This window comes from Nonomuraea monospora, from assembly GCF_039531895.1.
GTDB lineage: Bacteria > Actinomycetota > Actinomycetes > Streptosporangiales > Streptosporangiaceae > Nonomuraea > Nonomuraea monospora.
The window spans coordinates 57,854-71,130 of record NZ_BAAAQX010000045.1 but is presented as its reverse complement, the minus strand read 5'-3'; the positions used below and the strand labels follow the sequence as shown (position 1 = coordinate 71,130).

At 71.6% G+C, this 13,277-nt stretch carries 11 protein-coding genes and 3 tRNA genes; 9 read left to right on the top strand and 5 right to left on the bottom strand.

What is annotated here, in order from left to right; all coding sequences use genetic code 11:
- Positions 1-36: 36 nt before the first annotated feature.
- A complete protein-coding gene (locus ABD331_RS51445; protein ID WP_344493229.1) occupies positions 37-1,068 on the top strand; it encodes a helix-turn-helix transcriptional regulator in 1,032 nt (343 codons plus the stop codon).
- On the opposite strand, the gene ABD331_RS51440 is transcribed toward ABD331_RS51445, so the two are convergent.
- Positions 980-2,167 (bottom strand): MATE family efflux transporter, encoded by a 1,188-nt coding sequence (locus tag ABD331_RS51440; RefSeq protein ID WP_344493227.1) that lies wholly within the window; start codon positions 2,165-2,167, stop codon positions 980-982. The genes ABD331_RS51445 and ABD331_RS51440 overlap by 89 nt on opposite strands.
- A gap of 58 nt (positions 2,168-2,225) precedes the next feature.
- Between ABD331_RS51440 and ABD331_RS51435 the strand changes: the two genes are divergently transcribed.
- Positions 2,226-2,771 carry a PadR family transcriptional regulator gene (locus ABD331_RS51435; protein WP_344493225.1) on the top strand — a complete coding sequence of 182 codons (546 nt, stop codon included), beginning with the start codon at positions 2,226-2,228 and terminating at the stop codon, positions 2,769-2,771.
- Between the two features lie 17 nt (positions 2,772-2,788).
- Complete coding sequence (locus tag ABD331_RS51430) at positions 2,789-3,622, top strand: NAD(P)H-binding protein (RefSeq protein ID WP_344493223.1); 834 nt, start codon at positions 2,789-2,791, stop codon at positions 3,620-3,622.
- Here ABD331_RS51430 and ABD331_RS51425 read toward each other — a convergent pair.
- Positions 3,600-5,570, bottom strand: a complete 1,971-nt coding sequence (locus tag ABD331_RS51425) for a M3 family metallopeptidase (RefSeq protein WP_344493221.1) — start codon at positions 5,568-5,570, stop codon at positions 3,600-3,602. The genes ABD331_RS51430 and ABD331_RS51425 overlap by 23 nt on opposite strands.
- A gap of 164 nt (positions 5,571-5,734) precedes the next feature.
- Between ABD331_RS51425 and ABD331_RS51420 the strand changes: the two genes are divergently transcribed.
- A tRNA-Gln gene (locus tag ABD331_RS51420) sits at positions 5,735-5,809 on the top strand.
- 36 nt (positions 5,810-5,845) lie between these two features.
- Here the strand turns inward: ABD331_RS51420 and ABD331_RS51415 are convergent.
- On the bottom strand, positions 5,846-6,769 hold the full coding sequence (locus ABD331_RS51415) for an alpha/beta fold hydrolase (RefSeq protein WP_344493219.1): 924 nt from the start codon (positions 6,767-6,769) through the stop codon (positions 5,846-5,848).
- 110 nt (positions 6,770-6,879) lie between these two features.
- Between ABD331_RS51415 and ABD331_RS51410 the strand changes: the two genes are divergently transcribed.
- From ABD331_RS51410 to ABD331_RS51395, 4 genes are all read left to right on the top strand, one after another.
- Positions 6,880-8,184 carry a sensor histidine kinase gene (locus ABD331_RS51410; RefSeq protein WP_344493217.1) on the top strand — a complete coding sequence of 435 codons (1,305 nt, stop codon included), beginning with the start codon at positions 6,880-6,882 and terminating at the stop codon, positions 8,182-8,184.
- Between the two features lie 46 nt (positions 8,185-8,230).
- On the top strand, positions 8,231-8,842 hold the full coding sequence (locus tag ABD331_RS51405) for a response regulator (RefSeq protein WP_344493215.1): 612 nt from the start codon (positions 8,231-8,233) through the stop codon (positions 8,840-8,842).
- A gap of 94 nt (positions 8,843-8,936) precedes the next feature.
- Positions 8,937-9,012: transfer RNA gene (locus tag ABD331_RS51400), tRNA-Glu, on the top strand.
- An 18-nt stretch (positions 9,013-9,030) separates the two neighbouring features.
- Positions 9,031-9,103: transfer RNA gene (locus tag ABD331_RS51395), tRNA-Glu, on the top strand.
- A gap of 236 nt (positions 9,104-9,339) precedes the next feature.
- Here ABD331_RS51395 and ABD331_RS51390 read toward each other — a convergent pair.
- Complete coding sequence (locus ABD331_RS51390) at positions 9,340-11,049, bottom strand: hypothetical protein (RefSeq protein ID WP_344493213.1); 1,710 nt, start codon at positions 11,047-11,049, stop codon at positions 9,340-9,342.
- 58 nt (positions 11,050-11,107) lie between these two features.
- Positions 11,108-11,824: an IclR family transcriptional regulator gene (locus tag ABD331_RS51385; protein WP_043618626.1), complete on the bottom strand. Its 717-nt coding sequence runs from the start codon at positions 11,822-11,824 to the stop codon at positions 11,108-11,110.
- Between the two features lie 62 nt (positions 11,825-11,886).
- Between ABD331_RS51385 and leuC the strand changes: the two genes are divergently transcribed.
- Positions 11,887-13,272 (top strand): 3-isopropylmalate dehydratase large subunit, encoded by a 1,386-nt coding sequence (gene leuC, locus ABD331_RS51380; RefSeq protein WP_344493209.1) that lies wholly within the window; start codon positions 11,887-11,889, stop codon positions 13,270-13,272.
- Positions 13,273-13,277: the final 5 nt, after the last annotated feature.

The following is a 13,277-nucleotide window of genomic DNA, read 5'->3' as shown; positions in this document are numbered from 1 at the left end:
CGAGTGACCGCTTTCGGTGAGAACATCGGGGCCATCATGGCTGCTACCTCCGCGCGGGCGCTCAAACTGCTGTCGATCTTCGGGGTCGGCGCGACCCTGACCGCCGGGGAACTCGCCTCCCGGCTCGGCACGTCGGTGCGGACCGTGCGCCGCGACATCGACACGCTCAGGGACCTCGGGTACGAGATCGAAGCCGTCCGCGGAGCGGGCGGCGGATACCGGCTCGGTCGCGCCACCCGGCTGCCGCCGGTCGTCTTCGACGAGGACCAGGCCGTCGCCACGGCCGTTGCGCTCCAGACCGTGCCGGCGGTCCTGTCCGGCATCCGTGAGAACGCGGCCCGTGCTCTGGCCACGCTGCACCAGGCGATGCCCGCGCGCGGCCGCCTGCACGCCGAGGCGTTCACCGTCTCCTCGGCCCGCAACTACTGGGAGTTCCCCGCGCCCCCGATCGACGCCGAAGCCGTCCGCGCCGTGGGCAGCGCGATCAACCGGCGGCACCTCGTGCGCCTGGACTACACCGGCGACCGCGAGCCCGTAACGCTCACGCTGGAGCCGCACGACCTCGTGGTCTGGGCCGCACGCTGGTACCTGGTCGCCTTCGACCCGGACGCGGGCCGGTGGCGCGCGATGCGCGTGGACCGCGTCAGACCGCACCCGCCCACCCACACCCCGTTCGACCGGCGCGACCTCCCGCACGGCGATCCCGTCGCCTTCGTCATGACCGCGCACGACCGCGGAGACGCCGCCGCCGAGTGGCCGTGCCGCGGCTCGGCCGTCCTCGCCCTGCCCGCCTCCACCGTCGCCCGGTTCGCGCCCGGCGGTTCGACGGTCGAGTACGACACCGAGACCACGTGCCGGCTCACCCTCGGCGCCTGGTCGTGGCCAGGGGTGGCGGGCCTGCTCCTCACCTTCGACGCCGACATGACCGACATCGAACCGGCCGGGCTCAGGCAGGCCCTGCACTCCCTGCGCGCCCGCATCAGCAGGGGACTCGAGCCCGTCTCCTCTCCAACGACAGGCCGAGGCTGGTCGCCGCCCCTGCGGCCATCGACAGCCACACCCCGGTGACGCCCAGCCAGGCGCTCAGCCCGTACGCGAGGGGCAGTTGCACGGCGAACCCCGCCAGCGTGGCGGCGAGCAACCGGCTGCCCCGCCCGCTCGCCTGCAGCACCCCGCCCACGGCGATCAGCCCGCCGAACGGCACCAGGTAGAGCGTCATCCACCGCAGGAACTCCACGGCTGGGGCGGGGTCGCCGGTGAAGAGCCCGGCGACGGGCGTGGCGAGCACGTTCAGCACGACCGCGACCACCGCGCCGGAGGCGAGCCCGAGCAGCAGCGGCGACCTGACGGCCTCGCCCCGGGCGGTGCGGATCATCGCCGCCTGCCGCAGCGCGTAGAAGACCATCACACCGGCCAGCATGATCTTCTGTCCGATCCCGTAACCGGCCACCGCCGCCGTGCCGAACCCGGCGACGATCTCCACCAGGGCCATCCCCACGAGCGCACGTGCCAGGAAATCTCCGGACATGGGCAGCCCGGTACGCACCACCTCCCATCCACGGGTGCGGCCGTCGTCGCGCAGGCGCGGAACCGATCCGAGCGCGACCGCCAACGTGATCCCCCGCGCCACCACCGTGGCCACCGCCGCCCCCTGCACCCCCATCCCGAGCCCGTAGATGAACACCGGATCCAGCACCACCACGAGCACGTTGCAGATGATCGCGTGCCGCATGGGCCGCCGGGTGTCCCCCCGCCCCTTCAAGACCCCGTCCACCAGCGTCTGAGCGAAGTACACCGGCAACCCGCCCAGCGAGACCAGCAGGAACCCGGCCGTCAGCTCAGCAGAGCCGCCGAACAGAGCCGCCAGCGGCTCCCGCAGCACCACCCCCGGCACCGCGACCGCCACCGAGAAGGCCGCCCACAGCACCCACCCCGTCCTGATCACCGGCCCGAGCGGCGCCCGCCCGTCGCGCCGCCCGACCAGCACCGTCACCCCCGTCGGCACGGCCAGGAACAGCCCGTAGGCCAGGTACTCGACCGTCGTGCCGACGGTGACGGCCGCGATCGCCGCCTCGCCCAGCCCCGCCACCCAGAGCAGGTCGATCACGCCGACCGCGACGACGGCGGTGAGCAACTCCACGTAGATGGGCAGCGCCAACCTGATCATCCTGTAATACCTCGTTTCGATGTATATCGTTTAGAGGTATAGCGTTACGATGCACCGCATGGCAAGCGGCGGCGACCTCGCTCTCACGATCCTGGGCTTCCTCAACGAGCACCCCATGCACGGCTACGAGCTGAAGTCCCGCCTCACCGCCCTGGCCGGCCACCTGCGCCCGGTCAGCGACGGCGCGCTCTACCCGGCGATCGCCAGGCTGGAGTCCAAGGGCCTGGTCGAGCGGCACGAGGAGGCCGGCGCGGCGGCGGCGCGCAGGCAGGTGCTGACGATCACCGAGGCGGGCCGGGAAGAGCTGCTGCGGCGGCTGCGCGAGCCCGCCGACCTCGACATCAGCGACCAGACCAGGTTCTTCGCGCTGCTGACGTTCCTGTCGGCGCTGCCCGGCCCTGCCGACCAGGCGCGGGTGCTGAGCCGCAGGCTGGCCTTCCTGGAGGCGCCCGCCAGCTTCTTCTACGAGGGCGGCGCTCCGGTCAGGGCGCGCGACGAGCCCGACCCGTACCGCCGCGGCATGCTGCTGATCGCCCGCGCCTCCAGCCAGGCCGAGAAAGAGTGGCTCCGCCAGCGAATCGCGGAACTGAACGTGCCGCAATAGCTCGTAACGTCGCAGGCATGACCTACTTGGTGACCGGAGCCACGGGCTCCGTAGGCAGGCACGTCGTCGCCCACCTCCTCGACGCGGGCCACCGCGTCCGCGCGCTCACGCGCGACCCGGCCAGGGCCCGGCTGCCCGAAGGGGCCGAGGTCGTGCAGGGTGACCTCAGCCGCGTCGAGACGCTCGTGCCCGCGCTGAAGGGCGTCGAGGGCGTGCACCTCATCGACGCCGCGGACTCCGGCTACACGCCGCTGCCGAACGGCGCGGAGATCGTCGAGGCGGTGCGCGCGGCGGGGGCGGGCAAGGTGACGCTGCTCAGCAGCTGGGCGCCCGGCACCCTGGAGGCCGCCGTGACCGGCAGCGACCTGGCCTGGACGTACGTGCAGCCGACCGAGTTCATGGCCAACGCGCTGGCGTGGGCCGAGCCCGTACGCACGAAGAACCTGATCGAGGAGCCGTTCGCGGCGACGAAGACAGCAATGGTGCACGAGGCCGACATCGGCGCCGTGATCGCCACCGCGCTCACCGAGGACGGCCACGCGGGACAGTCGTACGGCCTCACCGGGCCCGAGCTGCTCGACGTGCCCACGAAGGTGCGGATCCTGTCGGAGGCGATCGGCCGCGAGATCGCCTTCCGCGAGCTGACCGTGGACGAGATGCGCGCACGCTACCGGGCCCAGGGCGTGCCCGAGCACATGATCGAGTTCCAGATCGAGGTGTTCGGCAACACGCCGGAGGGCGCCTACCAGGTCACGCCCACGGTCGCGCAGGTGACAGGGCGGCCACCGCGCACGTTCGCGCAGTGGGCCGCCGAGAACGTCAGGGCGTTCAGTCCAGACCGCGGCGCTTGAGCAGCGGCTGGATGCTGGGCTCGCGCCCTCTGAAGTTGCGGAACGCGGTGAGCGGGTCGAGGCTGCCGCCCCTGGACAGCAGCTCGCGGCGGAAGTGGTCGCCGTTCGCCCGGGTGAGCCCGCCGTTCTCCTTGAACCACTCCACGCTCTCCGCGTCGAGCACCTCGCTCCAGATGTAGGAGTAGTAGCCCGCGCTGTAGCCGCCGGAGAAGACGTGCGCGAAGTAGTTGGTCCGGTAACGCGGCCTGACCAGCGGGAACGCGATCCCGGCGGCCTCCAGCGCGGCCTGCTCGAACGCCTCGGGGTCGGCCACGGTCTCGCCGGCGGCCAGCTTGTGCCAGGCCCAGTCGAGCAGCGTGGCCGCGAGGTACTCGACCGTCTTGAAGCCCTGGTTGAACGTCTCGGCCGCCTGCAGCTTCTCCACCAGCTCCGACGGCATCGGCTCGCCCGTCTCGTGGTGCTTGGCGTAGTTGGCCAGCACCTCGGGCCAGGTCACCCACATCTCGTTGACCTGCGACGGGTACTCGACGAAGTCGCGGGGCACGCTGGTGCCCGAGACGCGCGGGAAGCGCACCTGCGAGAAGAGCCCGTGCAGCGCGTGCCCGAACTCGTGGAAGGCCGTGTTCACCTCGTCGTAGGTCAGCAGCGTCGGCCCGGAGGCCGGCTTGGTGACGTTGAGGTTGTTCATCACCACCGGCCGCTGCCCGAACAGGAACGACTGGTCGACCAGGTTGTTCATCCACGCGCCGCCGCGCTTGGTGGGCCTGGCGTACGGGTCGAGCACGAACAGCCCCAGCGGGCTCCCGTCCTCGTCGGACACCTCGAACACCGTCACGTCGGGGTGGTAGCCGCCCAGCTCGGGCCGCTCGGCGAAGGTGATCCCGTACAGCTTGGTGGCCGCGAAGAACACGCCGTCGCGGTAGACGCGGTTCAGCTCGAAGTACGGGCGCATCGCCGCGCCGTCGAACTCGTAGCGGGCCTGGCGCACCTTCTCGGAGTAGTACGACCAGTCCCACGGCTCGATCGCGAACCCGGCCTGCTCGGCCAGCGCCTCGGCCTCCTTGCCCGCGTTGCGCACGGCCGGCCCGACGAGCTGGCCGAGCATCTCCTCGACCGCCTCGACGGTCTTGGCCGTCTGGTCGGCCACCGTGTAGGCCGCGTGGCTGGGGAACCCGAGCAGCGCCGCCCGCTCGGCCCGCAGCGCCGCCATCGTGGCCGCCACCTCGAAGTTGCCCGGCGCCCTGCCGACGCTCAGCTCGTACAGGCGGCGGCGCACGTCGCGGTCGGTGAGCTGGGCCAGGCCGGGCTGGCTGGTGAAGTTGAGCAGCGGCAGGACGTAGCTGCCGTCGTCCTTGCGCAGCGACTCGATCTTGGCCTCGTCGAACCCGTCGAGCTCCTTCGGGTCCGTCACCACCAGCGCCGACTCCGTGGACGCCTTGAGCAGGCTCTGCGCGAACCGCGTGGAGAGCTTCGACAGCTCCTCGTTGAGGGCGCGCAGGCGGTCCTGCTCGGGCTCGGACAGGTCGGCCCCGGCCCTGATGAAGTCGTCGCGGTACTTCTCCAGCAGCCAGGACTCCTCGGCGTCCGCGGTGCTGACCTGCTTGATCCTGGCCCACAGCGCCCGGTTCAGCCGGATCGCGTCGCTGTGGCGGGTGAGCTGCGGGGAGATCTCCTTCTCGATCTCCATGATGCCGTCCGTGGTGTTGGACGCGGCGATGCTGAAGAAGACGGTGGCCGTGCGGTCGAGGATCCGCCCCGACCGTTCGAGCGCGGCGATCGTGTTCTCGAACGTCGGGGTCTCGGTGCTGCTCGCGATCGCCTCGACCTCGGCGAGCTGCTCCGCCATGCCGCGCTCGAACGCCGGCAGGTAGTGCTCCTCACGGATGTCCGCGAAGGGCGGCAGCTCGTACGGCAGGTCGCTTGGGGCGAAGAACGGATTCTCGGCCAACGCTCGGGCTCCTCCACGTGGTGTTTTGTCCCCTTCAGCTTGGCACGATCGGGCCCGTGGTGTGGGCCGCGGAGGACGGGTCGGCTAATCGTTTTGGTCTTAGCCCCGGAGCTGGGCTATTCTTTCGGACGTCGCCAAAGCGCTCCGCGAGGAGATCGCAGCGGTGGGGTATGGTGTAATTGGCAGCACGACTGATTCTGGTTCAGTTAGTCTAGGTTCGAGTCCTGGTACCCCAGCCATTCTCAACGGATGTCTCCTTCGGAGATGTCCGTTTTTTATTTCGCCAGCCCGTCGAGGATTTTCGTGATCTGCCGAAACGCGTCGCGGGTCGGCGCGTGCGGCGTCCGCACCGTGAAGACCTCGAACCTGTTGCCCGGCGTCGCCTCGTCCGCCTCCCTGATCATGCGGTCCTGCAAGGCGGGCGGGATCACCCGATCCAGCGACTGCCGCACGTAGACGCGCGGCACCCGCCCCCAGGCGTCCCGGCGGCCCCGGGCGTCGGCGCTCGACACCGCCAGGCTCTCGTCCGGCAGCGACGCGTTGAGCAGCGCCAGGAACTCGCCCTCCGTCCCCTCGGCCATGAACGCCGCCTTCGCCGCGTCCAGGAACTTCGCGTCGTTCGTGCGCCAGTTCACCCTGATCGCCTTCAGCACCCTCGGGTCGCCGACCACGCCCGGCAGGATGCTCGCCGCCAGGCTCGTCCTGCCCTCCGGCGTCTCCAGGTACTCGGCCGGCGAGCGCAGCTTCGTGCAGCAGTAGGCGCCGACGTAGACCAGGCGGTCGATCAGATCGGGCACCTCGTCGGCCGCCTTCGTGATCGTCGAGCCGCCCAGGCTGCCGCCCACGAGGATCACCGGGCCGTACCGGGAGACGCGGCGGACGGCGTCCACCGTGGCCTCGACGTAGTCGTCCAGCGTCACGCCCGCCATGGGGGAGGGGAGGGTGGCCAGCTTCGCCAGGTCCTGCGGGGCCTGGTAGGCGCGGTGGAGCTGGTCCTCGGGGCCGTGCCCCGGCAGGCCCACGCCGACGGTGCGGTGGCCGCGCAGGGTCAGCTCGGCGTCGGCGGTGGCCGTGCCGTTCGAGCCGGTCACGAAGACGAACGTGGTCACCTCCTTACGCTTGGCGGCCGACGTGGCGGTGGCTCCGGCGCCTGCCGCGGCGGCGAGCTGGAAGGCGGTTCTGCGGGTGAGTGCGTTCATGCCTTCGATGCTCGCCTCGGCGGGGTGCCTGGCACATCGACCGTCGGGGCGGAGAAGCGGTTGACGGCGGCCATCCACCGATCGATTGACGGCGTGCCAGGCTTGGGGGCATGAGCTGGGTCGATGGGCGTGAGAGATGGGTTTACGCGGGGGTGGCGTACGGGCTGCTCGCGATCTCGACGATCATGGCGGCGGCCCAGGACGCGGGCGCCTGGCCGGGCACCACCCTGCTCGGCGGCGCACCGGACGGCATCAGCGCGGACGGCGGCGGCGCGGACGGCGGCGGCGGTGTGGCAGACGGCGGCGGCGGTGCGGCGGGCGGTGGGTGGGTGGCGGGTGTCGTCGCTCTGTGGGCGGGGGTGCCGTGGCCGCCGGTGGCGCTGGCGGCGGCCGTGTGGCTCGGTGCCATCCCCTGGCTCCACCCCCGCCGCGACACCCGCAGAGCGCTCGTCGTCACCCACTACGTCGTCCTCCTGGCCCTGACCGCCGCCCTGGCCACCAGGAGCCAGGCCTTCGTGGTGTTCGCCTCGACCGGCTACCCCCTGGCCATCGCGATGCTCCCCGGCCGCCTGGTCATGGCGGGCGTCACGCTCACCGCCCTGATCAACGTCACCACCCAGGCGGGCCCGGAGGCGGGCCAGACCCTGCTCACCGTGATCGCCGGCGTGGCCGTGCCGCTGATCCTGGCCGGCTGGTACGTCTCCGCCGAGCACGACAGACGCCGCCGCCTGGTCGATCGCCTGCGCGCCGCCATGGACGAGAACGCCGACCTCAACGCCAGGCTCCTCGACCAGGCCAGGCGCGCGGGCGTGCTGGACGAGCGGCACCGGGTGGCGGGCGAGATCCACGACACGCTCGCGCAGGACCTCGTCGCCCTGATCGGCCAGCTCACCGCCGCCGACCGCGCGGCCGGGGAGGAGTCCCGCCGCCGTCACCTCGGCAGGGCGGCCGAGCTGGCCCGCCGCGGCCTGTCCGAGACCCGCAGGTCCGTACGGGCGCTGCGGCCCGAGCCGCTGGAGGACGCGGAGCTGCCGGACGCGATCGGCCACATGGCCAGGTCGTGGGCGGAGGCGGCGGGCGTGGACCTGCGGTTCGAGGTCACAGGAACGCCGGTCGCGCTGGCCGCCGACGTGGCGGCGGCGCTGTTCCGGGTGGCGCAGGAGGCGCTGGCGAACGTGGCGAAGCACGCCGATGCCACCAGGACGGGCCTCACCCTGTCGTACACGGACGAAATGGTCCTCCTCGACGTCCGAGACGACGGGGCGGGCTTCGACCCGCAGCGGCCCTCTGACGGCTTCGGATTGGATGGCATGCGGCAGCGGGTCCGCGGCGTGGGCGGCACCCTGGACGTCGAGTCGGAGCCCGGCGGGGGCACGGCCGTCGCCGCCGCCGTCCCGGCCATCCCAGGACGATGAGGTGCCGCCGCCCCGGCCGCCCCAGGACAGATGAGAGGCTGGAGCGATGCCACTGCGGTTGCTGATCGCCGATGACCATCCGATCGTGCGTGACGGCCTGCGGGCGGCGCTCGGCGGCGAGCCCGACCTGGAGATCGTCGGCGAGGCGGCCGATGGCGAGGAGGCCGTGCGCCTGGCCGGGCAGCTCGCCCCTGACATCGTCCTCATGGACCTGCGCATGCCCGGCCTCGACGGGGTCGGCGCCATCCGGCGGCTCAGCGGCACGGGGCCGAGGGTGCTGGTGCTGACCACGTTCGACACCGACGTCCTGCCCGCGCTGGAGGCGGGCGCCAGCGGCTACCTGCTCAAGGACGCCCCGCCGGAGGAACTGATCCGGGCGGTGCGCGCCGTCCACCGCGGCGAGACCGTGCTCGCCCCGGCCGTGGCGGGGCGGCTGGCCGAGCACCTGCGCAGGCCGGCCAGAGGGCGGCTGAGCAAGCGGGAGCTGGAGGTGCTGCGGCTGGTGGCCGGCGGGGCGACGAACAAGGAGGCGGCGGCCGGCCTGTTCATCAGCGAGGCCAGCGTGAAGACGCACCTGCTGCACGTCTACGCCAAGCTCGATGTGCGCGACCGCGCGTCCGCCGTCGCCGAGGCCTACCGCAGGGGGCTGCTGGGCTGATCTGGTGGGCGGATAAGCGGTTTGGTGTGGTCTTGCGGGTGCGGTAGAGTTACCTGCGTTGCCGGGGAGGCCCGGCAGAGCAGCTTGTGGGCAGGGTCCCGTCGTCTAGTGGCCCAGGACGCCGCCCTCTCAAGGCGGTAGCGCCGGTTCGAATCCGGTCGGGACTACCACTGCCACAAGCCCGCGAAGGTCCCGTCGTCTAGTGGCCCAGGACGCCGCCCTCTCAAGGCGGTAGCGCCGGTTCGAATCCGGTCGGGACTACGCCTTCTTCCTTTTGGGAAGAAGGTCTTTTTGTTTTTACGGCAAGCGGTGGGCGACGCCACCCGCCGCTCGTGGCCGGTCCCCGTCCAGGGGAACGCTCCTCCGGTTCCCGAGCTGACCGCCGTTACGTGCGCATTCTTGGCCGTGTAAGCGAAATATGCCGGCCGTCGTCCTCTCGAAGCCTTCACGAACGAACGCGCCCCCGCCGTCCAACGGCGGGGGCGCGTTCTTGTGGGTCAGACCGAGCGGGCCTTGAACAGGGCGCGGCGGGCCGCCTTGGCGACCTGCTTGTCCGGGTGGACCTGGGAGATGAGGTCCAGCAGCTCCTCCACGTGGGCGTGCGGGATCTTCCAGATCACCTCGAGCAGCTCGTTGACCATCTCGGGGCCGATGTCCCGCAGGCTGCTCACGAACTCCGACCGGCCCAGGCCGGCCGAGATCGTCCACATGTCGAGGATGAGCCAGTGCGTGTCGTCCTGTGTGGGCTCGGGCGCGCCCTCCACTTCGAGCTGGCTCAGGTGGGTGGCCGCGTAGGGGCGCAGCGACGGCTGCTTGAGCGCCGCCTGCCAGGCGGGGACGGCGGCCTCGCCCAGGGTGCCGACGACGCTGGCCGCCTGCACCCTGATCAGCGCGTCGCTGTCGTCCTCCGCCGCGGCCTCCAGCAGCTCCTCGGCGGCCTTGGCGGGCTCCCTGAGGCGCATCCAGGCGGCGAACTCGGCGTCGGCCTCCTCCTCGGGCAGCTCGGCGCTCAGCGCGAGCAGCTCGTGGGCGCTCATGGACTCGATGGCGGGCCGCGCGTCGACCTCGATGTCGGCGTCGTCGATGAGGTGGACGACGCCCTCGGTGCCGAGCGGCGTGAGGCGCACGGTGTCGCCGTCGAGCTCGACCATGCCGTAGCCGGTCAGCCAGTCGATCGCGGGCGCGAGCGGGTCGCCCGCCGCCTCCCACGCGTCGGAGCCCAGCTCGTCGAGGTCGGCGGCGGCCTCCGACAGCTCGCGCGCCAGGTCGGCGCGCTCGCGGGAGCCGCCCGCCAGCAGCAGCCGGACGAGCAGCCCCCTGGTCAGGCCCGCCAGGGCCATGGTGAGGTCGTCGTCCTCCAGCTCGGGGTCGCCGTAGTCGACGGAGTGGAGCCCGAGCATCCAGGCGTCGAGCACGTCCTCGTCCTCGTCGAACGGCCACTCGGCCGTGTCGTCCTGGACGGCCACCGTGCCCGCCTCGCCCGGCTCCAGGAACTCCAGGTCGACGGCGAGGTTCCAGATGTTCCAGAGCTGGGGGACCGCCTCGGCGACGGGGCCGTCGGTCTCCGGCCTGGGCAGGCCGACGGCGGCCAGCGCCTCCTCGACCTCGGCGTCGGTGAGGAGGGTGTCCTCGCCGACCTTGCGGCCGGAGCCCACCCAGACGGCCAGATCGCGGGCCTTGGCGACCAGCGGGGCCTGGCGGGCCGCCTCTGCCAGCTCGGTGTCGGGCCGCAGCCTGATCGTGTCGAGCTCGGCCAGCTCGTCGGCGAACGGCTCGAAGTCGCCCAGGTCGCCTGTCTCGCCCTCCTCGTCGTCGCCTTCACTGTCGTCGAGCATCTCCTCCATGAGGTCGACGAACTCGTCCTCGACGTCGTCCAGCTCGGCCTGCAGATCGGCGAGGCTGTCGGAGCCCTTGGCGAGCCGGCCGGTCTGGGAGAGGAACGTCAGGTACGCGTCGACGGCGGGAAGCATCCCGTCGGCGGCGGCGTCCGGATCCTCCACGACCTTGGGCATGCGGTCGAGCAGCAGGTTACGCAGGTCGGCGCGCTTCCACGTGCCGAGGTCCTGCGAGAAGGCGAGACGGTGCCACAGAGCGGCGGGCCCCACGAGCTCGGGGTCGCTCCCAGGGGCGTTCGCACGCGCCCACATGATGAACTCTTCGAGCAGGGGTCGCAGCTCAGTGGCGGCTACCTCGATGCGATCTGTCACGCACTCAGGCTAGTGCGCCGGGGAGGCAGTCGGCTCCCCAAATACATCCTTTTCCCGATCATGACGTGCGGCGCATCGCCTCGGTGATGCGTTCGGCGGCCGCCATGACGGGCACGGCGTGGAGCCTTCCAGGCGCTCGCGTGAGCCGTTCGATGGGCCCGGAGACGGACACGGCCGCGATCACCTTGCCTCCGCTGCCCCTTATCGGCGCTGAGACGCTCGCCACACCCTGCTCCCGCTCGCCCACGCTGTGGGCCCACCCCCTGCGGCGGACGGAGGCGAGCGTGGCGGCGGTGAACTTGGCGCCGCGCAACCCGCGGTGCAGCCGGTCGGGCTCCTCCCAGGCCAGCAGTATCTGCGCTGCGGAACCCGCCGTCATGGGCAGCGCGGACCCCACGGGGACGGTGTCGCGCAGGCCGCTGGCCCGTTCGGCGGCGGCCACGCAGACCCGTTCGTCACCCTGGCGGCGGTAGAGTTGCGCACTCTCCCCGGTCAGGTCTCTGAGCTGCATCAACACGGGGGCGGCCACCGCCAGCAGCCGGTCCTCGCCGGCCGCCGTGGACAACTCGGAGAGCCGCGGGCCCAGCACGAACCGGCCCTGCGTGTCACGGCTCACGATGCGGTGGTGCTCCAGTGCGACGGCCAGCCGGTGGGCAGTGGGTCGGGCCAGGCCGGTGGCCTGGACGAGCTGCGCCAGTGAAGCGGGTCCCGCTTCCAGGGCATTGAGTACAAGAACTGCCTTGTCGAGTACTCCGACTCCGCTAGAGTTGTCCATACACCGATACTGCAGTCTCGACATATGAGAAAGCAAGTCGGAGGATTCTCAAGGAGGAGATCATGGGCCGCACACTGGCCGAGAAGGTCTGGGAGCAACACGTAGTCCGTCGCGCGGAGGGCGAACCGGACCTGCTCTATATCGACCTGCACCTCATTCACGAGGTCACCAGCCCGCAGGCGTTCGACGGGCTCCGTCTCGCCGGCCGGAAGGTGCGGCGGCCCGATCTCACCATCGCCACCGAGGACCACAACGTCCCGACCGTGCTCGGCCCGATCGCCGACCCGGTGTCGAAGACCCAGGTCGAGACGCTGCGCAAGAACGCCGCCGAGTTCGGCATCCGCCTGCATCCGATGGGCGACGCCGGTCAGGGCGTGGTGCACATCATCGGCCCGCAGTTCGGCCTGACCCAGCCCGGCATGACGATCGTGTGTGGCGACTCTCACACCTCCACGCACGGCGCGTTCGGCGGCATCGCGTTCGGCATCGGCACCTCCGAGGTCGAGCACGTGCTGGCCACCCAGACGCTGCCCGCCTACCGGCCCAAGACGATGGCCATCGAGGTCTCGGGCGAGCTGCCCGTCGGCGTCACCGCGAAAGACCTGATCCTGGCCATCATCGCCAAGATCGGCACCGGCGGCGGCCAGGGCTACATCGTCGAGTACCGCGGCGAGGCCGTGCGCAAGCTCTCCATGGAGGGCCGCATGACCGTCTGCAACATGTCGATCGAGGCCGGCGCCCGCGCGGGCATGATCGCGCCGGACGAGACCACGTTCGCCTACCTCAAGGGCCGCAAGCACGCCCCGGAGGGCGAGGCCTGGGACCAGGCGGTCGCGTACTGGAAGTCGCTGCGCACCGACGACGACGCCGTGTTCGACAAGGTCGTGGAGATCGACGCCTCGACGCTGACCCCGTTCGTCACGTGGGGCACCAACCCGGGCCAGGGCCTGCCGCTGGGCGAGTCCGTCCCCAGCCCCGAGTCCTTCGACGACCCGGTCGCGCGCTCGGCCGCCGAGCGGGCGCTGGAGTACATGGGCCTGACCGCCGGCACGCCGCTGCGCGAGATCGAGGTCGACACGGTGTTCGTCGGCTCGTGCACCAACGGCCGCATCGAGGACCTCCGCTCCGCCGCCGAGATCCTGCGCGGGCGCCAGGTCACCACGCGCACGCTCATCGTGCCCGGCTCGATGATGGTCAAGAAACAGGCCGAGGAGGAGGGCCTGGACGAGGTGTTCAAGGCCGCCGGCGCCGAGTGGCGCGAGGCCGGCTGCTCGATGTGCCTGGGCATGAACCCCGACACGCTCAAGCCGGGCGAGCGCAGCGCCTCCACCTCCAACCGCAACTTCGAGGGCCGCCAGGGCAAGGGTGGCCGCACCCACCTGGTGTCGCCGCAGGTCGCCGCCGCGACCGCCGTCACCGGCCGCCTGACCGCGCCCGCCGACCTGTAAGGGAG